This is a genomic window from Endozoicomonas sp. ALD068 (assembly GCF_049310145.1).
Classification (GTDB): Bacteria; Pseudomonadota; Gammaproteobacteria; order Pseudomonadales; family Endozoicomonadaceae; genus Endozoicomonas_A.
The window spans coordinates 249,311-275,699 of the sequence record NZ_JBLYNU010000004.1 but is presented as its reverse complement, the minus strand read 5'-3'; the positions used below and the strand labels follow the sequence as shown (position 1 = coordinate 275,699).

The 26,389-nt window shown below is 47.2% G+C and carries 26 protein-coding genes; 13 read left to right on the top strand and 13 right to left on the bottom strand.

Annotated features, from left to right (window positions below):
* The 3 genes from sctS to sctU are packed head-to-tail and all read left to right on the top strand — an operon-like array spanning window position 1 to window position 2,122.
* Window positions 1–264: a type III secretion system export apparatus subunit SctS gene (gene sctS / locus ACO6V5_RS01135; protein WP_317145607.1), complete on the top strand. Its 264-nt coding sequence runs from the start codon at window positions 1–3 to the stop codon at window positions 262–264.
* Between the two features lie 14 nt (window positions 265–278).
* Entirely contained in the window at window positions 279–1,070 is a 792-nt protein-coding gene (gene sctT, locus ACO6V5_RS01130) for a type III secretion system export apparatus subunit SctT (protein WP_422134751.1), read from the top strand.
* Window positions 1,067–2,122, top strand: a complete 1,056-nt coding sequence (gene sctU / locus ACO6V5_RS01125) for a type III secretion system export apparatus subunit SctU (protein WP_422134752.1) — start codon at window positions 1,067–1,069, stop codon at window positions 2,120–2,122. Before sctT ends, sctU begins: the two co-directional genes overlap by 4 nt.
* Before the next feature lie 23 nt (window positions 2,123–2,145).
* On the opposite strand, the gene ACO6V5_RS01120 is transcribed toward sctU, so the two are convergent.
* Complete coding sequence (locus tag ACO6V5_RS01120; RefSeq protein WP_422412125.1) at window positions 2,146–3,426, bottom strand: DNA polymerase Y family protein; 1,281 nt, start codon at window positions 3,424–3,426, stop codon at window positions 2,146–2,148.
* Window positions 3,427–3,628: 202 nt separating this feature from the next.
* Here ACO6V5_RS01120 and ACO6V5_RS01115 point away from each other — a divergent pair, with 202 nt between their 5' ends.
* A complete protein-coding gene (locus ACO6V5_RS01115) occupies window positions 3,629–4,882 on the top strand; it encodes a hypothetical protein (protein WP_422134754.1) in 1,254 nt (417 codons plus the stop codon).
* A gap of 170 nt (window positions 4,883–5,052) precedes the next feature.
* Here the strand turns inward: ACO6V5_RS01115 and ACO6V5_RS01110 are convergent, their stop codons facing one another.
* Window positions 5,053–6,309, bottom strand: a complete 1,257-nt coding sequence (locus ACO6V5_RS01110) for a WD40 repeat domain-containing protein (protein WP_422412127.1) — start codon at window positions 6,307–6,309, stop codon at window positions 5,053–5,055.
* Between the two features lie 275 nt (window positions 6,310–6,584).
* On the opposite strand from ACO6V5_RS01110, the gene ACO6V5_RS01105 reads away from it, so the two are divergent.
* The 3 genes from ACO6V5_RS01105 (at window position 6,585) to ACO6V5_RS01095 (ending at window position 9,652) form a co-directional block, all read left to right on the top strand.
* Entirely contained in the window at window positions 6,585–7,433 is an 849-nt protein-coding gene (locus ACO6V5_RS01105) for a hypothetical protein (protein WP_422412129.1), read from the top strand.
* Between the two features lie 327 nt (window positions 7,434–7,760).
* A complete protein-coding gene (locus ACO6V5_RS01100; protein WP_422134757.1) occupies window positions 7,761–8,291 on the top strand; it encodes a general stress protein in 531 nt (176 codons plus the stop codon).
* A gap of 188 nt (window positions 8,292–8,479) precedes the next feature.
* The gene (locus ACO6V5_RS01095) at window positions 8,480–9,652 is read left to right on the top strand and encodes an alpha-hydroxy acid oxidase (RefSeq protein ID WP_422134758.1); all 1,173 of its coding nucleotides are present in this window, start codon (window positions 8,480–8,482) and stop codon (window positions 9,650–9,652) included.
* Between the two features lie 49 nt (window positions 9,653–9,701).
* Here ACO6V5_RS01095 and ACO6V5_RS01090 read toward each other — a convergent pair whose 3' ends face one another.
* The 9 genes from ACO6V5_RS01090 to ACO6V5_RS01050 form a co-directional block, all read right to left on the bottom strand.
* Window positions 9,702–10,688 carry a hypothetical protein gene (locus ACO6V5_RS01090; protein ID WP_422412132.1) on the bottom strand — a complete coding sequence of 329 codons (987 nt, stop codon included), beginning with the start codon at window positions 10,686–10,688 and terminating at the stop codon, window positions 9,702–9,704.
* Window positions 10,689–11,243: 555 nt separating this feature from the next.
* The gene (locus ACO6V5_RS01085; protein WP_422492191.1) at window positions 11,244–11,381 is read right to left on the bottom strand and encodes a phospholipase A; all 138 of its coding nucleotides are present in this window, start codon (window positions 11,379–11,381) and stop codon (window positions 11,244–11,246) included.
* A 126-nt stretch (window positions 11,382–11,507) separates the two neighbouring features.
* Window positions 11,508–12,422: a hypothetical protein gene (locus ACO6V5_RS01080; protein ID WP_422441943.1), complete on the bottom strand. Its 915-nt coding sequence runs from the start codon at window positions 12,420–12,422 to the stop codon at window positions 11,508–11,510.
* Between the two features lie 319 nt (window positions 12,423–12,741).
* Entirely contained in the window at window positions 12,742–13,665 is a 924-nt protein-coding gene (locus ACO6V5_RS01075; protein WP_422413232.1) for a hypothetical protein, read from the bottom strand.
* Between the two features lie 672 nt (window positions 13,666–14,337).
* A complete protein-coding gene (locus ACO6V5_RS01070) occupies window positions 14,338–14,430 on the bottom strand; it encodes a hypothetical protein (protein WP_422137132.1) in 93 nt (30 codons plus the stop codon).
* Between the two features lie 26 nt (window positions 14,431–14,456).
* A complete protein-coding gene (locus ACO6V5_RS01065; RefSeq protein ID WP_422413230.1) occupies window positions 14,457–15,341 on the bottom strand; it encodes a hypothetical protein in 885 nt (294 codons plus the stop codon).
* Window positions 15,342–15,688: 347 nt separating this feature from the next.
* Complete coding sequence (locus tag ACO6V5_RS01060; protein ID WP_422134763.1) at window positions 15,689–16,747, bottom strand: phospholipase A; 1,059 nt, start codon at window positions 16,745–16,747, stop codon at window positions 15,689–15,691.
* A gap of 124 nt (window positions 16,748–16,871) precedes the next feature.
* Entirely contained in the window at window positions 16,872–17,123 is a 252-nt protein-coding gene (locus ACO6V5_RS01055) for a hypothetical protein (RefSeq protein ID WP_422413228.1), read from the bottom strand.
* Between the two features lie 234 nt (window positions 17,124–17,357).
* The gene (locus ACO6V5_RS01050; RefSeq protein ID WP_422134765.1) at window positions 17,358–17,825 is read right to left on the bottom strand and encodes a YybH family protein; all 468 of its coding nucleotides are present in this window, start codon (window positions 17,823–17,825) and stop codon (window positions 17,358–17,360) included.
* A gap of 125 nt (window positions 17,826–17,950) precedes the next feature.
* Here ACO6V5_RS01050 and ACO6V5_RS01045 point away from each other — a divergent pair, with 125 nt between their 5' ends.
* The 5 genes from ACO6V5_RS01045 (at window position 17,951) to ACO6V5_RS01025 (ending at window position 23,233) form a co-directional block, all read left to right on the top strand.
* A complete protein-coding gene (locus ACO6V5_RS01045) occupies window positions 17,951–19,312 on the top strand; it encodes a hypothetical protein (RefSeq protein WP_422134766.1) in 1,362 nt (453 codons plus the stop codon).
* A gap of 54 nt (window positions 19,313–19,366) precedes the next feature.
* Complete coding sequence (locus ACO6V5_RS01040; protein WP_422134767.1) at window positions 19,367–20,032, top strand: metallophosphoesterase; 666 nt, start codon at window positions 19,367–19,369, stop codon at window positions 20,030–20,032.
* An 81-nt stretch (window positions 20,033–20,113) separates the two neighbouring features.
* Window positions 20,114–20,620: an 8-oxo-dGTP diphosphatase gene (locus tag ACO6V5_RS01035; RefSeq protein ID WP_422134768.1), complete on the top strand. Its 507-nt coding sequence runs from the start codon at window positions 20,114–20,116 to the stop codon at window positions 20,618–20,620.
* A gap of 8 nt (window positions 20,621–20,628) precedes the next feature.
* Window positions 20,629–21,390: a sulfite exporter TauE/SafE family protein gene (locus tag ACO6V5_RS01030; RefSeq protein WP_422134769.1), complete on the top strand. Its 762-nt coding sequence runs from the start codon at window positions 20,629–20,631 to the stop codon at window positions 21,388–21,390.
* Window positions 21,391–21,844: 454 nt separating this feature from the next.
* A complete protein-coding gene (locus ACO6V5_RS01025; protein ID WP_422413223.1) occupies window positions 21,845–23,233 on the top strand; it encodes a hypothetical protein in 1,389 nt (462 codons plus the stop codon).
* 116 nt (window positions 23,234–23,349) lie between these two features.
* Here ACO6V5_RS01025 and ACO6V5_RS01020 read toward each other — a convergent pair whose 3' ends face one another.
* Window positions 23,350–24,324 carry a tetratricopeptide repeat protein gene (locus ACO6V5_RS01020; protein WP_422134771.1) on the bottom strand — a complete coding sequence of 325 codons (975 nt, stop codon included), beginning with the start codon at window positions 24,322–24,324 and terminating at the stop codon, window positions 23,350–23,352.
* Between the two features lie 169 nt (window positions 24,325–24,493).
* Between ACO6V5_RS01020 and ACO6V5_RS01015 the strand changes: the two genes are divergently transcribed.
* Window positions 24,494–25,990 carry a carboxypeptidase M32 gene (locus tag ACO6V5_RS01015; RefSeq protein ID WP_422134772.1) on the top strand — a complete coding sequence of 499 codons (1,497 nt, stop codon included), beginning with the start codon at window positions 24,494–24,496 and terminating at the stop codon, window positions 25,988–25,990.
* Between the two features lie 172 nt (window positions 25,991–26,162).
* On the opposite strand, the gene ACO6V5_RS01010 is transcribed toward ACO6V5_RS01015, so the two are convergent.
* Entirely contained in the window at window positions 26,163–26,342 is a 180-nt protein-coding gene (locus tag ACO6V5_RS01010; protein WP_422134773.1) for a hypothetical protein, read from the bottom strand.
* Window positions 26,343–26,389 lie beyond the last annotated feature (47 nt).

Below are 26,389 nucleotides of genomic sequence, written 5' to 3'. Positions count from 1 at the left end.
ATGGTAGATTCGGACATCATCCAGCTCACAGCCCAGGCGCTGATGCTGACTCTGATTTTATCCATGCCGCCTATCATTGCCGCGGCTGGCGTAGGTCTGCTGATCAGTTTGATTCAGGCCCTGACTCAGATCCAGGAACAAACCCTGCCCTTCGCCTTCAAGCTGATTGCCGTCATCATCAGTATCTTTGCTACTGCCCGATGGCTGGGCATTGAGATTTATCATTACTCTCTGGCCATCATGAACAAAATCCCAGACCTCTAACCGGATAATCCGTCATGGTCATCCCAATAGATGAGCTAAAAGAGTGGTTTTATGTATTTACCATGGGCACGCCCAGAATTGTTGCCCTGTTCACTCTGATTCCTTTCCTGCACAAGCGCATGCTGGGGGGTGCCATGATGAGAAATGGCATATGCGCCTGCATGATCCTGTTTCTCCATCCTATGCTGGCAGAACACAAACCCGATGACACCATCACCATTTATGCCACTGCCGGAATTGTCCTGAAAGAAGCGTTTATCGGAGCCATTATCGGATTTTGTATCACCATCCCGTTCTGGGCACTGGAATCAGCAGGTTTCTTCATTGATAACCAGCGGGGTGCTTCCATGGCCAGCGCCCTGAACCCTCTGTCCGGTGCCGAAACTTCACCCATGGGTGTTTTGTTCTCCCAGGCCTTTACCGCTATTTTCATGACCAGCGGCTTATTCCTGCTGTTGTTGCAAAGTCTTTTCATCAGCTATGAGGTATGGCCTGTATTCAGTTTCTATCCCAGGTTGAACCCTGAAGCCTCCACTTTTTTCCTGAATCAGTTCAACCTGATTATTGGCCTGGCCATGTGGCTTTCTGCTCCTGTCGTTATCGCGATGTTTATCACAGAATTTGGTATCGCCTTGATCAGCCGCTCAGCCCCTCAGCTTAACGTATTTATTCTCGCCATGCCGATCAAATCCGGTGTCGCGGCAGCCATCCTGGTGATTTACGTCAGCACGATTCTGAAACTGGCCAAAAAACATGACGAAGGCATTCCCATGGTCTTTAAAACCCTGGGAGAGCTCTGGAAATGAGTGCTGAAAAGACAGAGAAACCCACTCCGAAAAAGCTGCGTGACGCCCGCAAAAAAGGTCAGGTAGCCAAGAGCAAGGAAGTCTCCAGCACCTTTGGCATTATCGCTGTGTTCTGCACCCTCTGGTTTATGAGCGACACCTACCTCACGACCATTCAGGAAATGGTGATCCTCCCGGCAACGGTTTATAACGAAAACTTTCAGGACGCTTTCAAGATTGTCACACAGGGCATTCTTGAAAAATCCATTGAGCTTCTGCTACCTCTGGTCATGGTATCCATGCTGTCTGCCATCATAGGCAACATCATGCAGTTTGGCTTTCTGCTGGCCGGTGAATCGGTAAAACCCGACCTCAAAAAGATCAGCCCCATTGCCGGATTCAAGCGCATTTTTGCCATCAAAAACCTGGTGGAATTCTTCAAGTCTGTTATCAAGATTGTGTTTCTTTCCATCGTTGTTTATTTCGTTATCAGAAACAGCCTCGCTGATATGTTCAACCTCCCCTACTGTGGTAGTGACTGTATTCTTCCTGTTGTCGGGGTCCTGATGAAAAAACTGATGATCTATGCCATTGCGGCTTTCATAGTGATTTCTGTGCTGGACTATCTTTTCGAGAAGCAGCAGTTTACTAAAGAAAATAAAATGTCCAAGGATGAAGTCAAGCGCGAACATAAAGAGATGGAAGGTAGCCCTGAAATCAAAGGTAAACGAAAAGAAATCCACCAAGAGATTCTCAACGAAGCAGAAAACACCAAGAAGTCAGACGTGGTGATCAAAAACCCGACTCACCTGGCGATCGGCCTGCACTACAAACAGGATGTGACGCCACTGCCCGTGGTAACGGTTAAAGGTCGCGGTGGACGTGCACGCTTTATTGTGAAAATTGCCGATAAGGAAGGCATCCCCGTTATGGAGAATGTCCCCCTGGCTCACGCCCTGTTTGATACAGACATTGCCAGTTACATCCCCAGCGATTTGATTGAACCGGTGGCAGAAGTCTTCCGATGGGTAGAAGATCTCAAGGAAAAACAGGGCATCTCAGACGAGTCTTGAGATTGAGCCTGTCAAACGTCCAGTCAACTCTCCAAAGTATTTCTGGGCCCCGCTGGTCGCCAGGCCGGTGAGATAACATTGGGCATTTCCGAGCGATTCAGCAAGAGGGCCTTGCACAGAGCGAACTCTCCATAACGATGGTTGACCTCATCAATAGTCGCCAGCAGTTTTTCTTTTTTGGCATCTTCTTCCGTAAACAGCTCTCTCTGCCTATGTTTGGGTTGAGGGTCCAGGGCTCCAACGTGTACCTGATGCACGCCCTGACTTCTCTCGCCTTGATCCCAATAGACATCCAGAAAAAAGTCCGCCAGTGCCATGATCTGATCGCCATCGGATGTCGGGGTTGTCGTCCTCAGCTTTTTGCTGACCCAGCCTCCGGGCGTATTCATACCAATAGCAAACAAACGGGCTTCAAAGTCATAACGTCTGAGGCGGGCAGCCACCTTTTCACACATATGCAACAGATAGGTTCTCAGGATGGTTTTATCCCGGGTATTCGGCGGAATCACCTTGCCATGCCCGATGCTCTTGGGCACGCCCACTTCTTTATGCAGTGGCTCCGGGTCCATGCCCTGGGCCATCAGCCAGATACGTTTACCCAGATTGCCAAAACGGTTGCCCAGCACGCTGATGGGCACTTTCTGCATATCACCACAGCGATGCACCCCGTATTGAGCCAGGTAACGTCCAATGCCTGACCCTACGCCACACAGGTCAGTAACCAGCACATTCGACAGGGTTTCACGAGCCTGATAGGGGTGGACAATGGTCAGTCCGTCCGGCTTCTGCTGCTTGGCTGCCCACTTGGCGGTGCTCTTGTCACCACTGATCCCCACTGAACAGAGCAGGCCGGAAGCCTCAAAAACGCACGCCTTGATCCTTCGACCTATCTCGGCCACCGGGCAATCATAAAGCGACTGACAGCCGGTCAGATCGAGAAAAGCCTCGTCCACCGAGAAGACTTCTATTTCCGGGGTGATGCTTTCCAGAGCTGCCATAATGCTGGAAGAAATCTGGGCATAACGATAAGGCCGGGAAGGTGCCTGGATCAGGTCAGGTGCCAACCCTCTGGCCTCGCGCAACCTCATCCCGGTTTTGATGCCCCGGGCACGGGCCTCATAGGAGGCGGTAATGATGCAAGTCCCTGTTCGGCCATTGGTGACACACACCGGCTTTTGCTGCCATTGAGGCCGATCCAGCTGCTCAATGGAGGCAAAAAAGGCATTCATATCCACCAGCGCAATCATTCTGGGCCAGGGCTTGTCTTTTACAGAAATACTGTTCATGCATACAGTATTATTCACCTGAAGCTTCCAGACAAGCCCCTCGTTGATTGATTTTTTTTATTGCCCCGGAAACAGGGGAGTAAACGTGTGAATTGAGGCGTATGAGTGCAGTTTTACAAGGTCTTCCGGTTTCGTCAGCACTGCTGACAGAGATGTTATGCAAGCCTTTGTCTGAATCTCGTACGATCAGCTCTACATTGGTTCACACGGGGAAGTAGCCATGTTCAAACACGCAAGGATCGTCTTTCAAATCGTACTGACACTGTTCAGCTTTTTCGGCTTCAACGAAGCCGTTCTGGCGGCCAGATACCGCACCACGGTCTACGTAAGCAATTTCGACGCCCGGATGGCCGTTGCTCACACCGGCATCGAAACGCCTGCCTTTGCAGGTTATGCATCTTCAGGCAAAGATGCTCATCTGGCCGAAGACCCCGGCAATATCGCATTCAACGAATCGCCACTAAAACTGTTGGAAAGCGCATTAAAAGACATGTTGGAACACTCGAAGCTGGCGCCCAACAGCAGCACGGATCTCGTTATTGGTATCGCTGGCTACGATTTCTATCGCCAAAAGCCAGCACCTGAACCAGGCCAGCTCTCAAAATATCGATCTCTGATGACTAAAAACTGCCCGGTTAGTCAAAATCGGGAGGCTTACTTCACCTGTATGGCAAAGGCTCTGTTCAGGGAACACGGGATGATGGTGGAAAACGTAAAGTTGGTGGGCGACCATACCCTGATGGCCGCCAGTGCCAAAAGCTGGTTGCACAGAAACCATAAAGCCAGCAGACATTTCGACCTGATTCAGGCCACCACAATAGCGGTGCCTTACCAGGTCAAAAACGGCCAGATCACCCCCTGGTCTGCCAGATTGCCGAAATGGCTGAGTATGGCGGGGGGTTACTGGAATATTGGCCAGGCCAGCCAGAACGCCTGGTTCAGCCCTGCACCCTGCAAAAACAAAAGTTATCTTCCCTATATGGCGTCACAGCCAATCCATCAGGCCCTGTTCGCCAGCGACTATGTGCAGGAATATGGTAAATACAAAGGTGATCCCTATGCCATGATGAAGCGCTGGGGTCGCACAGGTATCAATACTCTGGGTTACCAGGTCAGCCAGATCTACAACGACGGCAACCGTCAGGATTATCTCAGCGGTCAGCATGCAGTGAGCCGCAGCAACTATGACAAGGCCCGAACTCAACTGAAAGACCTTTTCCATGAGGTTATTGAGCAACTGGCCACTATTATCAACATCAAACAGAGCGAATATTATCCGGGGCAGAGTCCGGAACACCCTATTGTCATCCTGGGAGAGTTCTCTGCCGACGTTCTGGAAAAGGCAGAAAACAGAGACCTGCTACTGAAGAGCCTGCCGGAAGAAGCCCGCTGTCGGGTGGATATTGTTCCCGGAGACACCTTCTTCCATAACCTTTCAGGCGGTGGGCTGCAAATACTGGAGAAAGATCGTTAGGTCTGCTAACCAGACGGTCATTAAGCAGCTTTTGAAAAAAGGAATACATCTTCCTCCAGCTTTCTATCAATACTTCGGATAATGTCCGAGACCGGTATGGTCATGAGAGAAAACAGCGAAAATAGAGAGACAAGACTTCTCCGGAGTCGGAGAGAAGTTGTCCAAAAACATCATTGCAATATCATCCCCTGAAGAACCGTTGTTAATAATGTGACTAGCGAAAGGGCTGTGAATGTCGAAGAGCTATGTACTTCTGTGCCGTTTTCTATGCTGACTTTTATCCGGGTTTTCGTAACAGCTTCTGTTGTCGGTGCTCTTAAACCATCGACCCGATAAATCATGATCTTTCCATCATCCCCCCCGGTGACCAGCCATTTGCCATCGCGGCTGTAAACAACCGTCGGTGACCTGCCGGAGGGCAGGGTGTGCAGATGGGAGAACGGAATGATTCCCTCAAAAACACTGACCTTGCCATTGCCCTGCCCAACTACCAGCCGGGTACCACTTGGGTTATAGGCAAGGCTCGATACCTGGCCTGATACGGATAGAGTGTGCAGGGTGTTGTTCGGGTTCATCCCGTTATAAAACCTGACCTGTCCTACCATATCCCCGGATGTCAGCAGGGTGCCGTTGGGATTGTAGGCAACAGCCAACATCTGGCAGCACGAATCAAACAGGGTTTTCAGAAGATTGTACGGACTGGTCCCGCGATAAGTTCTTACAATTCGGTGACGTTGAGCTGCTGCCAGCTGGCTGTTGATGGGGTTGAAGTCAAGATCTACTACACTACTAAGCCGTGATGCTTGGGACAGGGTTTTCACGTAGGTGAACTGATTGGTTTCGTTCTTAAGATAAAGCATGATCTTTGTGTTATATCCCCCGGCTGCCAGCAGGGTGCCGTTCGGGTTAATGGCAACGGTTCGTAAATCTCTTAGCGCTTCGGACAGGGTGTCCTGGTAGCTGAACGGGCTTATCCCTCCATAAATCTTGACCTTGCCATCCTTCCCCCCGGCTATCAGCTGAGTGCCGTCGGGGCTGAAAGTAACGCTTTCTATCCAGTTTGTTGCGTGATGGGTACGCACGAGTCTCGGGTATCCTGAGGCACTCACATTAAAGATTTGCAGGGCTCCTGAAAGCCGACACTTTCTCGTATCGCCATCGTTATCCCCAGAACCTATTCCCACAGCTATGAGCGTACTGTTTTTATTCCATGAAATACTCAATGCCCTGTGAGGGGGACAATGTGTTGGCGCAGGAGCAGTGGGTATTTCCGGTAGCTGGTTCGGATCTACTTCAAATTCATAGAATAATTGAGGTGGTATTTCTGTTGGCTGAATTGAGCCTGACGTTTGAGCCTGTGCCTGTAGACAGCTTACTGCCGGTAAGATAATCAGGCTTGCAACAGCCAGGTTCTTCACAATGTTCATCCACCTTCCACCTTGTATCTGAGCATTAACATCCTAGCTTGTTGTTCACCCGGTGTTGGAAAAAGAGTATCCGAACTTGAGCTTCTTGATCATAAAAAGATTGAGCGTTGAATTAATGCAGACATTCGTACTCAATCAGAAGCCCATACCTGCTTTGGCTGCACATACTGGAGAAAGATCGTTAGTTCTGCTGACCAGAAGGTCATTAAGCAGCTTTTGAAAAAAGGGTAAGCTGAATATCAATAACAGCATTCAAGGATAGAAAGGAGTTGCCTATGTACTCATGTATGATCACCAAATCACCGGACACTGAAACAGGCAGTACACTGCAATTTGCTCTCAATGCATTTTCAGAGGGCAAAAAGCAAGCCAAAAACTGGCTGTGTGATGGTGCTTCGAGGGCAGTATCCATATTTTATTCCGGAGCCAGTGCAGTCGGGTCCATGGCGAAAGACTCCATAACCAATATGCTTGACCTCTATGAGAACGGCATGTTCTTTGAGTGGGATTTGGATGAAACGGATATTGGCGACAGGCAGGTATCCGTTGCTGACACCACTTCCTATATCAAAGAGCCGTCCAGCAAAGAACAGCCCTTAAAAGAGCGATCCACGAAAGCGCCATCTCGAATTCCTCGTCCAGTGGGCCAGTTAAAGAAAAATCCAGACCATGCCTTCATGACGGCTCTTGCCAAGCCTCACACCATCCCTCTCGATACTCCGGGAGCAGAGGTCGCTGACCGTTATCAAAAGAACATCCGCACGGTGGTTTTCGGTGACAAAAATGAACGCAAGCCCAAGGCACAACAGAAAGCCCTCTCTGCAGATTTTCTGGCCAGACAAAACGCACTGGTCGAAGCCAGAAAAAAATATGAGGATAACCTGAAAGCCCCTGTAGCCCGGGATAAAAGCGGCAAGGTTAACCCTGAAACAATCAAACGGCTGGCACAACCCAAACACACCCGGACAAAGGGTGAGAAAAAAGCCATTCGTGACTTTACTCAACAAGAGTTTGCCAACCACGCTTTTCCAAAACTGTATCTGAGACAGGACTTTGAAAAGAACCGCCCGCTGGAAGGCCAGAACGGACAGAAAACCAGGGTTAGAACCACCACCGCGAAATAATTGAGAACACTCCTTTTTGCCAGGACTTGCTCCTGGCTTTTTTTTGCAAATAAACGATACTGGAAGCCTGAATTCGACTGCTATTGGACATTTGACCACTATTTGACGGATACCGAGAATCAACTATTTTTCCTAGGAGCCTGACCGAGAATAGCGCCTGTAGCGAGGACGGCAGAAAATTGAGGATGAAAATTCGGTTTTGTGAGGAGAATAGCGAGCTATTTGACGAACAAAAGCGGATTTACAGACCAATTTGCTGCCGCCGCAGTAGGGCAGTCTATTCTCGGTCAGGCTCCTAGAGCGCTAACTTCTACCTGGAGTACTCCAATGAAGACGCCAAACACCTGCGTTGCTACCTACAAAACCCATAATGCGGCCGATGATGCGGTTAAAAGCTTGCAAAAAGCTGGCTTTGAGATGAAGAAAATTTCAGTAGTTGGTAATGACTACCATACCGAAGAGCACGTAGTAGGTTACTACAACACCGGGGACCGGATGAAAGCCTGGGGCAAGATCGGTGCCTTCTGGGGTGGTCTGTGGGGTATTTTGTTTGGTGCTGCGTTTTTTGTGATTCCTGGCATTGGTCCCATGGTGATCGCAGGACCGCTGGTATCAGCTATTGCCGGCGGGCTTGAAGGTGCGGTTATTGTCGGCGGGCTGTCAGCTCTCGGGGCTGGTCTGGCCAGTATGGGGATTCCTAAAAACAGCATTGTCCGCTACGAGAAATCTCTGTCTGCCGGCAACTTTCTGCTGCTGTATAACGGCACAGAGGAAGAGGTTGCAACAGCTGCCGCGTTACTGTTGGAAAAGACTGACCATGACGGTGTCGAAACCCATAATGAAGCCGACGTCGGATAATACCAGTTTCTCCCTCTGAAATAGCTTGCTTGACATCATAAGAAGAACTGACCAGCAGCTATGCAAAACCGGCACGCATTTTTTCGGTTTGTTGTTGATCTGCTCCAAATCGGTGCTATACCTAAAGCGCCAAATATTTTTCATGATCCAACTACAGACTGTCAGCGACGACAGGCCAGTGGAAAACCATGCGCCTGAAACACTGCCACAACACCAGAGACTTCCGGGAACTCGCCCGAAGACGGTTGCCCTCCCCCATTTTTCATTACATTGACGGCGCTGCGGATGATGAGACCACACGGCGAAGAAATACCGAGGCCTATTCCAACTGTGACCTGGTACCCAATGTTTTGAGAGGTGCAGAGCATGTTGATCTCTCTACCCGGGTTATGGGGCTGGATCTGGACATCCCTCTCTTCTTATCGCCCACCGCACTGCAGTGCCTCTTTCATCATGAAGGTGAGATGGCTGTAGGAAAAGCAGCAGAACAGTTTGGCACGCTTTTTGGCCTTTCTTCTCTGGGCACCACCAGCATCGAAGAGATTGCCTCAACCATTAAAACCCCGAAGCTGTTCCAGCTTTACGTACATAAGGATAAGGGGCTGACCCGCAACATGATAGACCGATGCAAGGCAGCCAACTTCGATGCCATGGCATTAACGGTGGATACAGCCGTGGGAGGCAACAGGGAAAGGGATCTTGTCACCGGTTTTACCATCCCCCCCAAACTGACATTGAAGAGTCTGCTGAGTTTTACCTGTCATCCGGCCTGGGGTCTGAATTACTTGTCCCATGGTGGCTTTGAGCTGCCTCAGCTTCAGGACTATGTTGGCGAAGGCACCAGCATTACCCTTTCGATCGGTAGCTACATCAATACCATGCTGGATCAAAGTATGGACTGGCAGGCAGCTGAAGAGATTGTCCGCTACTGGGAAAAGCCATTGGTATTGAAAGGCATCATGTCGGTCGAAGATGCACGCAGAGCCGTAGATATTGGCGCTGCAGCCATCATGATTTCCAACCATGGTGGCCGACAGCTGGATGGCTCACGCTCTCCCTTTGACCAGCTGGCAGAAATCGTAGATGCCGTTGGAGATCGAATTGATGTGATATGCGACGGCGGAATACAGAGGGGTACACACGTTCTTAAAGCTCTGTCAATGGGCGCCAGAGCCTGCTCAGGTGGCCGCCTGTATCTTTATGCTTTGGCAGCAGCGGGAAGAGCTGGCGTTGAAAAGGCTCTGGGTAATCTGTGCAGCGAAATGGAGCGGGATATGAAACTGATGGGTTGTAAAAGCATTTCAGAGTTGAACCGGAGTAATCTCCGGTTCCGACCAGAATTCGCCTATCATTCCCGGTGACTTGAGTGAGTGTCTTAACGATTTAACGATCTTTTATAGAGTTAGAATATCAATGTTGCTTTTCTTTATTAAGCATTTTGGCCAACCCTGTGCGCATTGATATTTTTTTTCCCGGAATGGTTCTAAGCATAATGGATAACTGTTCGGCATCAAATTTGTGAGTGTAGCTTCTTCCCGTAGACACAGTATAAACATTCTCTTTACTGGTACCCGTCATTATAAATACAGCCCTGAAGCCCATAGTGGGAAATGCTTCATTTTTTTTAATGACTCTGGACAGACTTACAAAATCAGAAGCTGTTTCCTCTAACATTTTTCTTTCGGCAAAGTCTACCCCATGAAGGGTTAACGCGTAATTTGAATCCTGATAGCCTGCCAAGCCCACTTTGGAATGTTTAAGAATCCATTCGAATGAAAGCATTTTTTTGTAATCATCAAACATTGAGCCTTCATCATTGCTTTGAGTTGTACTTTCGGCATTAAGTATTAAGTGTTGAGCATTAGGAGGTTGGCAAATATCGTTCGACGTAAGGCATTCCAGAGTTGCAGCTTTGTGGCTGAAAGAATAAACATAGACAGACTCAATATCAGCAGCTTTTATTAGTTCCTGACGAACAGTATACTCATCGCTGAACAATTCAATCATATGGTCTTTTATTGCGCCAAAGATTTGATTGAACTTCTCCAGTTCATCATCAGAAAGAGCATCCGTGTTTATACTCCCCCTGCTTAATGAGAATAATCTGGATTCATAGTCTTCGGGCAGAGTTTTCCCATCTAACTCCATCAGCTCGTTGATTATCGTCTTTTCCAAGCCGGAAGTTCGAAGCTGCGTTTCTATGCCTGTTCCTCTATTGACTGGTTGAGGCAATTCCAAACCTGTTTCAAAAGATTGAGGCGCTTCCAATCCTCTTTCAACAGATTGTTGCACTTCCAACCCTGTTTCAGTCGTTTCAGTCCGGGTATCTGGAACATCTTCTGAAAAAAAACCAAAAAGATATGCCAGTCCTGCTAATGCAACCGTTTTTAATAACATCTGCTTAACCTTCTTTTTTGAACGCCTACTTAAAGCGAGTATTTCATTAATTGATAGCTCTGGGAGCCTGACCGATTAGAATCCGGTTACTAATTCCCACTGGGAAAGACCTTCTTCCCACTGGTTTGAGATAAAAACTTTCACCGAAATTTTTGATCCCAAAACTGAAATTAAGCTCACTGAACTCTCTGGTTATTATTGCTTTTTGGGTAAATGGCTTTGATTCCGCACAGGAATATAAGTACTCAACCATACAAAATCATATTTTCTGACTTATTGTTCAGGGACTCGCGGCAACTGCTCCTGCGTTGCTCTAGCTCCTGCATCCATGCAGTCGTGATGCGTTGTAACTCTGGTCACATAGCTTGCTATGTTCCCGTCGTTGCGCCTTGCAGAGCACCTGCCCAATAAGCCAGAAATATTCGATTCCGTATGGCTGAGTAATTATGAAGTGTGGTGATACTGACAAAAGATAAACCCCGATAATATTGAAGCGTCACACGCTATTGGCAATTGACGCTTTGGAGTGTAGCCGACTCTTTGTAAAAGGCAATATTATGGCCAATCGGTCAGCATCACACCCATGCTGTTTCGGTTCAGACTGAAATTGTAATCAATCAGGCTTTCATCATAGCCATTAGAGTATTGGACATAGACGCGGAAACGGTCATTAAGAGGGAAGGACCAGCCCAGTGGTAACTGGGCTTTTGTTATCAGAAAAATTAAGGTTACTTCTAAGCATCGTGAAAAATTTTGTGTTCATAGAGTTTATAGCCAGAATGAAGCTCACCATGTCCTATAAACTTTTCAATATCAAGGTTAATTTTTTTTATTAAGCCTTTTTCCGATTCCTGTAAACTTTGATATTTGTTTTCCCGGAATGGTTTTGAGTAACTCTGATAACTGTTCGGCATTGTGAGCGCCAGTGTACCTTCTGTCAGTACTTAGAATATAAAGGTTCTTTTTATCAGTATCAGTCATTACAAATAAAGCCCTATATCCCAAAGCGGGCAACCCTTTATCTTCATCGGTGATACTGGCGAGCGATATAAGATCAGAAATTCTTTCTTGTATTAACTGTTTTTTGGTAATGTTTACCTCATCAATGAGGTTCATGTAAGACGTACTATAGTAGTTGTATAAAAAACCTTCGTCTATGGTTTTTTTCATAATAAAATCGAATGCAAACATGTTTATATAATCATCCAGAACTGAGTTTTTATTACCCAATTGAGTTATATCTTTTAATCTATGCTCTGTGTATTTGGCACTATCAGGCTGGCAAATATCGTTCCATGTGAGACATTCCAGAGTGGTAGCACTGTGGCTAATAGAGTAAATATAGACAGCCTCAATATCAGCAGATTTTATTAGTTCCAGATCAATTTCATCGCTGCGTCGGTACAGCCCAATGACATGGTTCTTGATTGTGCTAAAAACTTCATTTAATTCACCTAACTCAGCATCAGAGAGACTGGCAGTATCCAGATCGCCCTTACTTAAAGTGAACAATCTGGTCTCATAGTCTTCAGGCAAAGTTCTCCCGCCTAAATTTTTCAGTCCTTTGATGATTGTTTTTTCCAAGTTGGAATTTCGATAGAGTGACTGTATGCCTGTACCATTATTTACAGGTTGATAAACTTGCTCTTCTGTTTCAGTCTGAATATCTGGAATATCCTCTGAAAAATAATGTAGAGCAAAGTAAACTGCTAATCCTGCGAGAATTGGTTTCATGTCTCCACCTCCATTTTATACATCTATTCTGAGCGTTCGCATTTCAGAAAGTCATGGCATCAGATATTTAACTATCCAGGGATAAATTCTGAAAGAGTCTCAATTCTGCAGTCAGCTCCGTTTAAAAACGACCTTCTTCCTCCGGTTTGAGATAATCTGAAGCCTCCCATAGTACTTTAGACATCAGAACCTCAATTAAATTCCCCTGAGCACCCTAATTATTATTTCTTTGCAGTTATTTGATTTGCTTTAGCGCAGTGTGTGTCTGGAATGGCAATAGCCTGAATGGAGCTCACCATGTCCCATAAAGCTTTCAATATCAGGGTTGTTTTTTTGTATGAAGCTTTTTGGCCAGCCCTGTGAGCATGGATATTTGTTTTCCTGGAATGGTTTTAAGCATATTTGATAACCTTTCAGCACCAAATTTGTGAGTGTAGCTTCTTCCAGCAGTTTGAATATAAAGATCTTTTTTAGCTGGATCAGTCATTATAAACACGGCCCTGAAACCCGCAGTGGGGAATGCCTTATTTTTTTCAACGACTCTGGACGCCTCTATAAAACCAAGACATGCTTCATACAATGATTTTTTTTGGGTAAAATCCGCCCCAGAAAGATAATAGCCGGGATCTGTTTCCCGATAGCCTTTCAGGCTCGCTTTGGACTGTTCAAGGATCCATTCGGATAAAAACATGTTCTTATAATTATCAAAAATCGAATCTTCGTTATTGCTTTGAGCTGTGCGCTTGTCATTAGACGTTATGGGTTGGGTATTAGCAGGTTGGCAAAGATCGTTTGATGTAAGGCATTCCAGAGTAGCGGCTTTGTGACTAAAAGAGTAAATATAGACAGCCTCAATGCCATCACCTCGAGCTTCTTCCAGATTAAAAGTATCCTTGCCTTTAAAGAACTCAATCATGTGACTTTTTATTGCGTTAAAAATTTGATTCACCTTATCCTGCTCATCTTCAGAAAGGGCATTAGTGTCTATACTCCCTCTACTTAAAGTGAATAATCTGGACTCATAGTCCTCAGGAAAAGTCATTCCATCCAAATCCATCAGCTCTTTGATGATCTTTTTTTCTATTCCGGAGGCTCGATAGAGTGTTTCTACGCCTGTCCTTCTATCTACAGGCCGATGCACTTCCAAGCCTGTTTCAGTCTTTTTGGTGCGTTTGTCGGGTGCATTTCCTGAATTACAATAAAGATATGCTATTGCTGCTGCTATAAGAATATTTACCGCCATGTCTTCCAGTCTCCTCTATTGACTGCCTGCTTGAAGGTTGCGTTTCATTAAGTCATAGCTTCAGGAGCCTTAACGATCATAAGTACCTGGCCAGTTGGTTTCGCATATTCTGGCGAGTGGATTTTTTCATCCTTCAAGGCGCAACGACTGGTGCGTAGCCATAGCTACGCAACCAGAGTTGGAACGCAGAGGGATGGAAAAAGCCGCCGTCCAGAATATGCGAAGCCAACTGGTTAGGTACTTAGTGTCCCTAATGACGCTAATCAGGAATACCCTACTTCCAATGGTTTGAGATGAACCGTTTTCATTGATACTTTTTTCAGTGATACTTCTGCCCCTGAAACCAGAACCAGGTTCACTGAACTCTCTGGTTATTATTTCTTTATAAATCGATGGTTCTGCTCCCACACGGGGACATAGAAAGAATGGCAATACTATCAAGAGGTGACCCCCACTTACTGAAGCGTCCCATGCTATTGGTGATTGACGCTCCAGTATAGTCGAGTCCTCGTGAAACGCACTTTATAGTCTGTCGGTCAACATCACCCCCATACTGATCCGGTTTATACTGGCGTTGTAATCAATCAGGTTCTCTTCATGGTCATAAAGGTAATGGCAAAAATCCCTGAAATAGTCATTAGGAGGGAAGGAGCAGACCCGTTGCACCGCTCCTTAGTTATCAGAGAAACAAAGGTTGTTTCTGAGCATCATGGAATTCTGGTATTCATCCAGCTTATAGCCAAAATAAAGTTCACCCTGTCCCATGAACTTTTCAATATCAGGGTTATTTTTCAATAAAGCTTTTTGGCCAACCCTGTGAGCATTGATATTTGTCTTCCTGGAATGGTTTTAAGCATATTTGATAGCTGTTCGGCATCAATTTTGTGAGTGTAGCTTCTTCCAGTCGTTTGAATAAAAAATTCTTTTTTAGCAGGATCAGACATTACAAATAGAGCTCTGAAACCCATAGTGGGGAATGTTTCATTTTTTTCAATGATTCTGGATGCCGTTAGAAAATCAGAATTATTTTCATATAATATTTTTTTTTGGGCAAAGTCGACATCAAGAAGGAAGTCTCCGGGACTTAATTCCCGATATTTTGCTCCCCCTTTTGAATTTTCAAGAATCCATTCTGTTGAAAACATGTTCTTATAATCACCCAATATTAAGTCTTGATTATTGCTTTGAGTTATGAGCTGGGTTTTAGCGGGTTGACAAATATCGTTCAATGTAAGACATTCCGGAGTAGCAGCTTTGTGACTAAAAGAATAAATATAAACAGCCTCAATATCAGCAGCTTGTACCCGTTCCAGATCAAAAGTACCACGGCCTTTGAACAACTCAATCATATGGCCTTTTATGGCGTCAAAGATCTGATTTACCTTATCCAGTTCACCATCATTAAGTGCATTCGTTTTTATATTTACCCTACTTAAACTGAACAATCTGGATTCATAGTCTTCAGGCAAAGTTTTACCCTCTAAATCCATCAGCTCTTTTATGATCGTTTTTTCCAAGTCAGAATTTCGGTACAGTGTTTCTACACCTGCCCCATTATTTACAGGCTGATGCACTTCCAAAACTGTTTCATTCGTTTTCGTCTGATTGTCTGAAACATATCCTGAAAAGCAATGATAAAGATATGTCACTGCTACAGCTATGATAATATTTGCCATCTTGCCCAGTCTCCTTTTTTTGTCTGCCTGCTCAGAGCTGACGTTTCATCAGGTCATAGCTCAAAAGCCCGACCGATAACAGCGCCGTTAGTCACTCTAATCAGGAACAATCATATTTCATTGTTTTGTGATACAGCGTTTTCAGTGATGCTTTGACCCAAAAACCGAAATTAAGTTCACTGAACTTTCTTATTATTATTTCTTTGCCGACGGATGGTTTTGCGCCCACACAGAGATACACGAGGAATGGCGATACTATCAAGAGATGAACCCCACTGATACTGAAAGCGTCCCATGCTATTGATGATTGACGCTTCAGTATAGTCGAGTTGTTGTAAGAAGCACTGTCACAACCAGTCGGTCAACATCACACCCATACTGATCCGGTTTACACTGGCATTGTAATCAATCAGGCTCTCACCATAGCCATTAAAGTATTGGAAATAACCCCGGAAACGGTCATTAAGAGGGAAGGACCAACCCAGTTGCACCGCGCCTTTGTTATCAGAAAAACGAAGGTTGTTTCTGAGCATCATGGAAATCTGATGTTCGTCCAGTTTATAGCCAAAATGAAGCTCACCATGCCCCATGAACTTTTCAATATCCGGGTTATCATCCCCCTCGGTATCATTCGGGTTATTGGGATCTTTTTCAGGTTCCGGAATTCGATACCAGGGCTTGAAGCTCATGTAAAAATCACCCTTTTCCAGCAGGAAATTCAGGTAGGCCCGATTCCAGCTTCGGGATAGATTGCCCGACCGGCCATTAGACTGGTGAGACAGACCGACCACTACAGCCCTCAAGTCCATACCCAATACCGAATAATCGACCGGGAATATTGCAAAGACCTCCGGTTCATGATTCGTTTCCCGAAATGGTGCCGAGTTGCTGTTGTAGGCCTGCCACCAGGAAGTGTTGGTATAGGCGACATAAACATTACCGTAACCATTCCACAGACCTTCCCAGACAGGCGCTTTCAGACTCAGCTGAAACTTGATTTCAGTTGACGACAATTCCTCACCTACTTCATTGTAAGGTGCCTTGTTAACATTGCTGTTCCAGGAAACCGGAAGCACATAATTGGGCCGATGGGGAGTAATCACGAAACGATTATCAAATGCCTGACGTTCCCCTCTGACTCGCTCATCAAAAGCGCTTTTCTCTCCCTCCCGGGCCATATCGGAATCACCTGCAACGACTGACAGAGCATCTTCTTCGGAGGGTTTGCTGCAAACGGCCCTGATCTCCGCCATTGTGATCTGGTCATCGGCTTCCATAGCCTGTTTCAGGAGGCATTGTTCATAGAAGCTTGATGAAAAAGCCAAAGCGGGCAACAGACTCAGGACTGTAACTGCAACCCACAAAGGTCCTTGTTTGAATGAGACAGGCGTCGCATTGTTATCCATGGTTGAAACTCTTTTTCTTCCTAATGAGTACAATGAGCCGAGATGTCGGTGCGCGACTGGGCTCATCACAGGGCAATCTGAAACTTTACTGCATGAGCGAACATAAATCCCTGACTCTGCAATCTCAACCCTTTTCCGCTAGTGTTGTGTCAAGACATTCATTTTTTTTCATATCGTAGTCAGGCCAGGGAGCCAGAACCGCCATCAGACTGATAATGCCGATGACCACAAGATAGTATGCAGGTCCCAGGTGCCCGAAAAACAGCCCTTCCAACGGTCTGGTTAAATACCTTGCAGCAAGGGCAGCAAAACTTCCCAGCAGGGACGTCAGCTGATCCGAGGCAGGAAAAAAATGCCCGGCGATATAACTGGCCATCAGGGCATAGATCAGGAACCATAAAGCTCCAGCATAGCAACCATGGAGACAGCCAGAGCCAGTTTGTACTGTTCACTGGGTGCAGTAATGCAACGCCGCATAAGTCACTCTAATGTTGGTCAGGGAAAAGCCCACTGTCCCAGACAGGAAGGTTAAAAAGAGCAGTGACTCAAGGTTAGACCATTGTGCCCCCCGGGGCTGGTACAAGAAAAACCACCTGCTATTGGAGAACCATCAGCTGGCGGGAAAATCGGCTGAGGCCTGGCCAATGGGAGAAGAGTGGATATGTGCTATTTTCCATGCTCCCTGGTACTGTCTCAAAACGTGTGTCGCCCGCAGAAACTGTAGTTCTACCACCGCCCACTCAACATCCCTGAGCCGGGTTTCCAACTGCCAGGTACTGCTGCAGGAAATCTGGTCTGGTCCCTCCCAGGCAGACTCAATTCGGTATTTAACAGACAGGATTTCGAACTGGTTGAAGAGGGTTTCATACCAAAACTTCAAGGCATCATGACCGTTAATCTGGGCTCCCTCTGAGCTCCAGAACAGCAGCTCTTCTTCTGGTGCATAATGATCCAGCATGCCAACACTGTCCTGCTGAATATAGTTTTCAGCCTGCAGATCAAACAATGATCGGATGGTCTCTCTGGAGTCCGCCATGCTGTCCCCTCCTGAATAGTGCCCTGTTCCTGAAATATTCATATAAAACTGCAGGTAGAGTCAACGCAGGTTTCTTGACGGAATTTTCATAAGCGGATTCAAAAACCCTGAAGCAAACTCCAAGCCTGTTGCTATGCTTAGGCATCTCACCCACTACCCTTTCAGTTATGAAAACATTATTAAAGCCTCTTTTTATTTTAATGCTGATTCTGCCTGGCTGGCAGGCTCAGGCCAGTGAAGCCGTCAACCTGATCAGAGAATACATCAGCGTCACCTATGGTAAGGATCTGAATATTACCAGCAGCCAGATAGAGCAGCTAAGCTGGGTCATGGACAATCCCAATGTCACCCCTGAAATGTCGGCGGACCAGCTACCCTCCAATATACATTCGGAAGTCCCTCGTGCCCTGTCGCGCCTTTATTCACTGCAGTTGCTGAGATCCGGTACACAAAAGGACTACGATGCATTTATCCTGCCTCAGAAAGATCTGGATAAGCCGGTCTTGAGTCTTGAACACTTCAACCAGCTATCAGCGCTCATTCGTGGACTGGACGAGGAGTCCTACGAAACACTGGCTGCGGCAGCGATCATCAGCGCCGTTACCCTGTCACCGACCGCGAGGGAGCGGGCCTCTGCAGTCCTTGGTACCAAACTCCCCGAAGACAGTACCCGTTTCCTTTCGGTCACGGCGAAAAAAGCCACCAGTATCTACCCGCTGGCTAAAGAAGTTGCCAGTAAATACCACTCCGATGGCCGTAAATTCACCATTGTGTTCCTGCCGGAAAGTCATCTGCGCCATATGATGTACGACGAAGGTTCATTGAATATGTACAGCACTCTGAAAGAGGGCTTTCGCAGTGGCACACTGAAGCCCGGGGACCTGAACCTCTGGTATGCCTACTGGGTAGATAATATTGCCGGCTTCAGAGGTCACATCAGTGCCAAAGGCTCTCTTTACCTGACAGAGAACACTTACCGGGCAATGAACCAGATCAAAGAAGAACTGGACAAGCTGCAGAAAGATCCCGGTTTTAATCCCATTCCTTCCTACCTGACAGCGCGAGCCTGGTGGTTGAACCTGTCAAACAATAGCGGGCTATCGACTCAGGAAATCGAGGCTCTTGGTGCTCTGGCTGCAATGATGAGACTCTTTACTCCGGAAGAAGGCAAGCAGTTGCTGAAAGCTTTCAACAAGTTGCCCGAAGAAAAAAAGAAACTCTGGGTCGATCATATCCAGTCTCAGCTTAAGACCACCGATTACGCTACACCGACTTATGTACCTGCGCTAATGGCTAACGCTATGATTCTCAGCAATCTGGCCGAAACAGTAGAGAAGGTGTTGCCTTTTTACCTTAATGCCCTGGATACCGCTGCCGAGGCAAGAAAAAACGGCGAACTGCCCAAGAGTACACCACTGTCGTTCAGGGTTTTGGCCAATGACAAACAGGTGAAGGTTATACTCAGGTCAGCACCCATCGGGATACAGATTGATCCAAAATCGGGTCTGGCAACACTCAAAGGAACTTAACACGACCCGTGTCTACTTCTAACTCCAGAAGCAATGGACTGCAAAGGAGCTATCATGTTTCTTCAAACCTTTGGACCCAACTTATCAGGAAGAGATTTCGCAATCGGCGACCTACACGGCATGTACGACTTGCTCTTCGAAACTCTGGAGCGTGTGGATTTTGATTTTAAGGTAGATCGTTGTTTCAGTGTTGGAGACCTGATTGACCGGGGTCCTGATTCGCCCGGTTGCCTCTCCCTGATCCATGAACCCTGGTTTCACCCTGTCTGCGGCAATCACGAAGATACCCTGAGGACCATTGCCCGAAACCCTGAGTCATCAGCTATTCTGGCAGACTGGGTTCTCAATGGCGGTCGCTGGCATCTTAAAGTTTCTGCAAAAAAAATGCGAGAGTATGCCAACTGGGTTGATACTTTGCCCTACCTGATACTCGTTGAACATTCTAATGGCAACAAACTGGCGATCTGTCACGCAGAATACCCATTGAAGCAATGGAATCCGCGCAATATAGAGACCGATCCGGAACTGACCCGGCAATTGATGTGGTCGAGAACAAAAGTACAAACCGGAAACACAGACTGGGTTGAAGGTGTTGATCATATCATCTGTGGCCACACCATTGTCGAAGATCCTACAACCCTCGGTAATACCCACTTTATTGACACCGGGGCTTTCAGGTCCAACACTCTGACACTGCTGCCACTGTCACAACTTAAATAGAGAGAAAAAATTAACCCGCCATCTTTTTCAGCACTGCTTTATACTTGGGAATTTGAAGTATCGACAAAGCAAAAGCCTGACATGCAGCCCATAATCGCCAGAACACTGTCCGACATCGACTGGGAAAGCTGGAAAGCGCAGGATCCTGCTACCCTGACGTTTATCGTTAAAAGTGACCATATTCTTTTAATTCGTAAAAAGCGCGGACTGGGAGCCGGTAAAATCAATGGGCCCGGCGGCAGGCTTGAAGAGGGTGAAACCACACTGGAGTGCGCAGTGCGTGAAGTTCAGGAAGAACTGAAAATCACCCCGCTAAATATGACCTTCCATGGCGAATGCCTGTTCCAGTTTGTCGATGGCTACTCCATTCATGTCTACGCCTTTTCCGCTTCTGACTACGATGGTATTCCCGAAGAAACCGACGAGGCGATTCCCCTGTGGTTCCATATCAAAGATATTCCTTATGATGAAATGTGGGAGGATGACCGCTACTGGTTACCGCTGTTGCTTAAGAAAAAGAGTTTTATCGGTCGCTACCTGTTCAACAAGGATAAAATGCTGGATTACGAAATCGAACTTCTCACCTGACTTTTCCCATGTTTTCAGCACCGCTGTCGTCCATACCAGAGCTGCCCTTCTTTATAACGGCTATCCCGGCGGTCGTTATTACGGGGCTGGGCAAGGGAGGCATGGGCAATGCTCTGGGCATGATTGCCGTGCCACTTATGTCGTTATCCATGCCTCCCGTTCAGGCTGCCGCAATCCTCCTGCCCCTGCTGTTAGCTATGGACGGATTCGCCGTCTGGGGATGGCGGAAGCACGTGGACTGGACTGTGTTCAGGATCATTATTTTTCCTGGCCTGTTCGGCCTGTTGCTGGGCCTGATGGTGTTTGCATCCCTCAGTGAACAGGCTGTCAAAGGCATGATCGGTATCATTGCCATTTTGTTTTGCCTGAAGCAATGGTTCGGTCACTACTTTCACTCACCCCGCAAGCCGGGAACACTGTCCGGTATCTTCTGGTCAACCGTCAGTGGTTTCACCAGTTTCGGCATTCACTCCGGGGGACCTCCCCTGAGTGTTTACATGCTGCCGTTGAAGCTTAAAAAGGAATTTCTGGCAGGCACCATGGCGATCTTTTTTGGTTCTCTCAACCTGGTCAAATGTCCTGCCTATGCTGCCCTTGGCGAGTTCACCCCAGATAACCTGCTACTGTCTTCTTTGTTGCTACCTGTTTGCCCTCTGGGTGTCTGGCTTGGAATGAAGATGGTTAAAACCATCTCTACTGATTTTTTTTACAAGGTTTTATACATCTGCCTTTTTCTAACAGGGCTGAAGCTTCTAACCGGCTTGTTCTAATAAAAAATTGCAGAAACCAAAAGTTTGTTGACTAGAATAAACGAGCCCATTGCTTGGTCAGTTTATTGGTTTACTGCCGAGGTAATTTAAATCAGATATTGGAATATTAATGCCGGTATCCAGCTGACCAAAGTTCAGGAATAACACCAGGACAGCATTGAAGCTTTTCAGTTGAATAACATTCAAGGTTTATCAAGTGTCCAAAAAAGAATTGTTGCTCTCAGAACCTTCTAACCATTCAAGCAGTTACTCGTTTCTCCTCGTTCCCACGCTTTGCGTTGGAATGCATACGGGGAGCTGGTCACACTCCGATGCAGCAGCGTGGGAGCGAGTTGAAATGGTACGGAGATTAACGCTTGGCTGCACTAATCGTTAACGAAAGTCTCACTCACTTAATCCACCTGAGTTTTCAGCCGATACAGCATTATAAGGTGAATACAAAGATGATAAACCAATGGATCAAAAGCCAATGGGTCGTATGGAGGGGTGCAAGCATACTTACAGAATGACTCTGGATCAAGGCGAGAGTCGTATTGCTGCGGTTAGCAGGGCTGCTAAAGCACTAATATTTGGATATCGGGTCAGTTCGGTGGACAATTCCCGGCGATATACTCCATCGCCTGAAGCCCCTGGTTCTACCTTGGAGGGGAAAAGTATTTTGGCAAGGGATGTGGTAGCCACGCCCCCTTCACCTGTTTTAAGTAAGCGTGCCCCGGTTCACTTTTCCCGGGCTATTTTGTCTGCTTTTTCTTCTGAGACGGATAAGCATCAGGCAGCGTATCTCACAGAATGTGTTAGTTATAATTCCAAATCGGGTAAGATTGTTCCGAAAACGTCATGGATTGGCCGACTGTTCAGGCCAAAGCATAAAGAGCCAACGCGTGTTGAGATCAATGATAGTTTCAAAGCTGCACTTCAGAATGCTTTTCCTGACGCTGACGTCAATAAGGTATTTGATGCTTTTTTTTCTCAGGGGTATGACCCCGCAACGCACAAAATAACCGAAAAAGAGGCTCTGTTGCTATTAAATGCGTTGAAGCTGCCTCCACAGAAAGATTCTGCACAAGAGCCTGATAATGATGCTGTTGATTATACGAGTGATGCATTGGTGTTTCAATTCGATAAAGCATCGAATTCGATTATGTTGGTAAATGATCTGCGTTCCTATCTAATAGGAAGAAACCGGTTGAACGTTTCTAACACTGCTTATCAGACTGACTTTGATGTTCAGTTCGGTCAGGATCATACTGCTTTGCGCCAGAAGATATCCCATAGCTTCTTTAAAAAAGCCGTAAAAGACTGGATTGAAAGTATGGGAGGTGATTCTGACAATGCCGGTCTTATTTTCAGAGCAGCCCGGGAGCTTGCGTTGGGGATTAAAGGAAAACCCGAGTCATTCAAGGGTGAAGACGGGATCAAAATGGTAAAGCTAATGGGGAGTTCACCTGTACTCAACCTGTCTCAGGCAGGAATGCAGCAATTTTTTCCAGGTGGTAAAAACTTTTCTGAATTACTCGAGCTGGTGGCAGAAAAGATTCAGTACAGCAATGTATCTTTACCTGCTCTTACTCCCGAGCAAGAACGCAAGTTTGTAGCAAACTGTCGGGGTGCCGTGAGGGAGAAAGTCAATAAATCCATCTGGGACTCAAGAGAAAAACTGGAGAAGTTCAAAAAAGAAGGAAGACAGATTACAACTTCTTTGATCTCGGATGCCGCTATTGGTTCTTTGTTGTTCACGAATGAACTCAGAAAAATTGCCGTCAATGAATATATCAAGCTGGTGTCAAATGCCTATTCTGAAACTCTGTATAATAAACTGAAAAACCGCCACAGTGATGACTAAACACGATCTTCTCGTTCCCATGCTCTGCGAGGGAATGCATACGGGGAGCTGGTCACACTCCAATGCAGCAGCATGGGAGCAAGTTGAAATGGTACGGATATTAACGCTTAGCTGCACTAATCGTTAACGAAAGTCTTATTATCAATCGCAGCCAGCAAAGCTCTTGCTCTTTTCCCATCCTCCCTGGCATTCATGCGATCAGACAGAGCCAGTGATTTCAGGACTTCCGCTCTCGCCGTGTCCCAATTTTCCAGACGATGATGAACTTTTGCCGCCATGTAGTGAGTTAGCATCCGGGTACGTGGACTCTCAGCCCCAGCAAGGGCTTCAAGTTTTTTTACAGATTCAATAACAATCAGAGCACTGTCGTAGTGACCTTCAAGGTAATCAATTCTTGCCAACCTCAAGTGTGTACGGACGATTTCGTAATGATTTTTCAGATGATGATAGAGGGCAAGAGATCTCACCAATGCTATCCTGGCACGACCCAGATCAGGTTTATTCGAATCACTGAGAAACGCACCCAGATTATACAGCGTCTTAGCCTTAAGGTACGGGTCAACGGGCGGGTGTTTCTCTATCACTCCCATGCCTTTTTTGGTATAGCCAAGCGCCGCCTCGTCTCGACCCTGGGCCCTGGCCACCCCGGACAAATGAGCCAGGCTGGCAATGTATCCATCCCACTCTTCGTGCTCCTGAGCATAGTTGCTGGCTTCCTCAGCCACTTTGCGAGACTGGTCATAATCGCCCTGATAGAAGTAAATGGAAGCCACCGCCAGAGCAATTCGAACCCGGTCCTGAAAACGCGAGTGCATGGCCGCTTCCTGCATTCCCTGGGGGCCCAATTGGATATAGGTCTGCCAGCAGCCTTGCTCCTTCATTTCGTAGCCATTGCGCAACAGCCAGTCGACCAATTGTCCTGACTTGCTCTCAGGTGGTTGAAATTTTTGACAAACAGCAGGGTCTTCATCAGACGCCTGCCCGCTGACTGAGGGTGTCGCAAAGAGAATAGCGCACAAAAGTACAAAGCATTTTGCTTTATATTTGTGAAAATAAGGTTTTGAAACAGTCAGGAAAAACGGCTTTGGCATAAATTCAGACTCCATCTTACCCGTAATTAATAGCCGACAGAAAAAGGAGTCTAGTATAGGATAACCATTCTGCACTGGATGAAGCTTCGCTCTGTCAACGGCCAAAAGCCGGGATGACTACTCGACAGAATTCAACCGTTACAATAACCAAAACAATGGAACCAGAACTATGAACCAGGCTTACAACCATTTGGTAGAACGTTTCAACAAGCTTTACCGTTTTCAACATCTGTCTGCCATGGCCAGCTGGGATCAGGCAGCCATGATGCCTTCCGGGGGCAATCAGGCCCGCGCTGGAGCCCTTGCAGAACTCTCCAGCCTGATGCACGAACTGCTGACTGAAGAACAGGTTGGCCATTGGCTTCAGGAAGCCAGAGAGAAAGCTGACGATGCGTTAATACAAAGTTCTATCCGGGAAATGGAACGCAGCTGGAGAAAGGCTTCGGTCATACCAGCAGATCTGGTTAAAGCTCAGTCTCTGGCCAGCTCGAAGTGCGAACATGCCTGGCGAACCCAGCGCCCGGAAAACGACTGGAAAGGCTTCTCCGAAAACCTGAAAGAAGTCGTCAAACTGGCCCGTGAAGAGGCCAGTATCCGCTCCGCTGCTTCCGGTGCCAAAAGCTACGATGCCATGCTCGAGCTTTATGAACCCGGTATGACCTCCAGAGAGCTGGATGCCCTTTTTAGCAACCTCAAGAGCTGGCTGCCAGAAACCCTGCAAACCGTTGTCGAAAAACAGAAAAATGACTCTCTGATCGCCAGTCAGGGCCACTACCCTGCTGAAAGCCAGAAAGCCCTCGGGCTGGATGTAATGAAACTGCTGGGTTTTGACTTCGACCATGGCCGACTGGACGTCAGTGTTCACCCATTCTGTGGAGGGGTTCCGGAAGATGTTCGCCTCACAACCCGTTATAACGAACGAGACTTCGTTGAATCCCTGATGGGAACCATCCACGAGACAGGTCATGCCCGCTATAACCAGAATCTTCCGGCAGATCTGAGGGCGCTGCCGCTGGGCTCTTATCGTTCCATGGGGGTCCACGAAGGCCAGAGTCTGTTTTTTGAAATGCAACTGGGCCGCAGCCCCCAGTTCCTGCATCTGATAAGGCCTCTGATCGTGAAACATCTGGCAAGAGGTCAGGAAGATGAACGTTTCAGCCAGACCAATCTTGAGATGATCTACAACCGGGTAAAGCCCGGCTTTATTCGTGTTGATGCCGATGAAATCAGCTATCCAATGCATGTGATCCTGCGTTATGAAATCGAGAAGGCATTGATCGAAGGAGACCTGCAGGTGGATGACCTGCCCCAGATCTGGAATGAGAAAATGCAGGCTTACCTGGGCCTATCCACCGGCAAAAATCACAGCACCGGCTGCATGCAAGACATTCACTGGCCGATGGGCGCTTTCGGTTACTTCCCGAGTTATACTCTGGGTGCCATGTATGCAGCCCAGCAGTTTGCTGCTGTTAAACGACAATTACCCGATGTAGAAAGTCGCATCGCTAATGGTGATCTGGAGCCGGTATTTAACTGGCTGACAGAAAACATCTGGCAGCAGGGCAGCAAGCTGGAAACCCATGAACTTTATACTAAGGCTACTGGCGAGCCACTGAATGCAGATCACTTCAAACAGCACGTTTTGAGTCGTTACCTGAACACCTGATGACTCGCTCCCCTTAAATTTCCGGACCCACTCATTCCGAGACCGGGTTCAGGTTTACCCTGAGCAGCAGCGGGATCGGGTCTTGAATCTCCAGCATATCTAAAAGGAGCAGGATCAAGACCTGAGGCCCACCCAAGTAGAGAGGATGTCGCAAAACTTCAACAGCTCGTTCTCACGCTCTGAAGTCGTCATTCCCGCGAAGGCGGGAATCCAGCGCCAACGGTGGATCTCTGCCTTCTCGGGGATGACAAGGCCAGGGGGACACCGGGCAGTATGGTTCTGGTGGAGAGTCAGTGTGGATTCCCGCCTTCGCGGGAATGACGAGAATGAAGCCGACAATGACGGGAGTCAACGCGTTCCCACGCCGGAGAGAGCTTTGCAACACCCTCGTAGAGGGTG

Coding starts and splice junctions, on each gene's coding strand:
- ACO6V5_RS01105 (WP_422412129.1), top strand. CDS start 6,585: ATGTACTCATGTATGATCACCAAATCACCGGACACTGAAACAGGCAGT.
- ACO6V5_RS01025 (WP_422413223.1), top strand. CDS start 21,845: ATGGATCAAAAGCCAATGGGTCGTATGGAGGGGTGCAAGCATACTTAC.
- sctU (WP_422134752.1), top strand. CDS start 1,067: ATGAGTGCTGAAAAGACAGAGAAACCCACTCCGAAAAAGCTGCGTGAC.
- ACO6V5_RS01035 (WP_422134768.1), top strand. CDS start 20,114: ATGCAGCCCATAATCGCCAGAACACTGTCCGACATCGACTGGGAAAGC.
- ACO6V5_RS01110 (WP_422412127.1), bottom strand. CDS start 6,309: ATGAACATTGTGAAGAACCTGGCTGTTGCAAGCCTGATTATCTTACCG.
- ACO6V5_RS01090 (WP_422412132.1), bottom strand. CDS start 10,688: ATGTTATTAAAAACGGTTGCATTAGCAGGACTGGCATATCTTTTTGGT.
- ACO6V5_RS01115 (WP_422134754.1), top strand. CDS start 3,629: ATGTTCAAACACGCAAGGATCGTCTTTCAAATCGTACTGACACTGTTC.
- ACO6V5_RS01015 (WP_422134772.1), top strand. CDS start 24,494: ATGAACCAGGCTTACAACCATTTGGTAGAACGTTTCAACAAGCTTTAC.
- ACO6V5_RS01080 (WP_422441943.1), bottom strand. CDS start 12,422: ATGAAACCAATTCTCGCAGGATTAGCAGTTTACTTTGCTCTACATTAT.
- ACO6V5_RS01040 (WP_422134767.1), top strand. CDS start 19,367: ATGTTTCTTCAAACCTTTGGACCCAACTTATCAGGAAGAGATTTCGCA.
- ACO6V5_RS01075 (WP_422413232.1), bottom strand. CDS start 13,665: ATGGCGGTAAATATTCTTATAGCAGCAGCAATAGCATATCTTTATTGT.
- sctS (WP_317145607.1), top strand. CDS start 1: ATGGTAGATTCGGACATCATCCAGCTCACAGCCCAGGCGCTGATGCTG.
- ACO6V5_RS01095 (WP_422134758.1), top strand. CDS start 8,480: ATGCGCCTGAAACACTGCCACAACACCAGAGACTTCCGGGAACTCGCC.
- ACO6V5_RS01050 (WP_422134765.1), bottom strand. CDS start 17,825: ATGAATATTTCAGGAACAGGGCACTATTCAGGAGGGGACAGCATGGCG.
- ACO6V5_RS01045 (WP_422134766.1), top strand. CDS start 17,951: ATGAAAACATTATTAAAGCCTCTTTTTATTTTAATGCTGATTCTGCCT.
- ACO6V5_RS01030 (WP_422134769.1), top strand. CDS start 20,629: ATGTTTTCAGCACCGCTGTCGTCCATACCAGAGCTGCCCTTCTTTATA.
- ACO6V5_RS01055 (WP_422413228.1), bottom strand. CDS start 17,123: ATGGCCAGTTATATCGCCGGGCATTTTTTTCCTGCCTCGGATCAGCTG.
- sctT (WP_422134751.1), top strand. CDS start 279: ATGGTCATCCCAATAGATGAGCTAAAAGAGTGGTTTTATGTATTTACC.
- ACO6V5_RS01020 (WP_422134771.1), bottom strand. CDS start 24,324: ATGCCAAAGCCGTTTTTCCTGACTGTTTCAAAACCTTATTTTCACAAA.
- ACO6V5_RS01100 (WP_422134757.1), top strand. CDS start 7,761: ATGAAGACGCCAAACACCTGCGTTGCTACCTACAAAACCCATAATGCG.
- ACO6V5_RS01070 (WP_422137132.1), bottom strand. CDS start 14,430: ATGGGACAGGGTGAACTTTATTTTGGCTATAAGCTGGATGAATACCAG.
- ACO6V5_RS01065 (WP_422413230.1), bottom strand. CDS start 15,341: ATGGCAAATATTATCATAGCTGTAGCAGTGACATATCTTTATCATTGC.
- ACO6V5_RS01060 (WP_422134763.1), bottom strand. CDS start 16,747: ATGGATAACAATGCGACGCCTGTCTCATTCAAACAAGGACCTTTGTGG.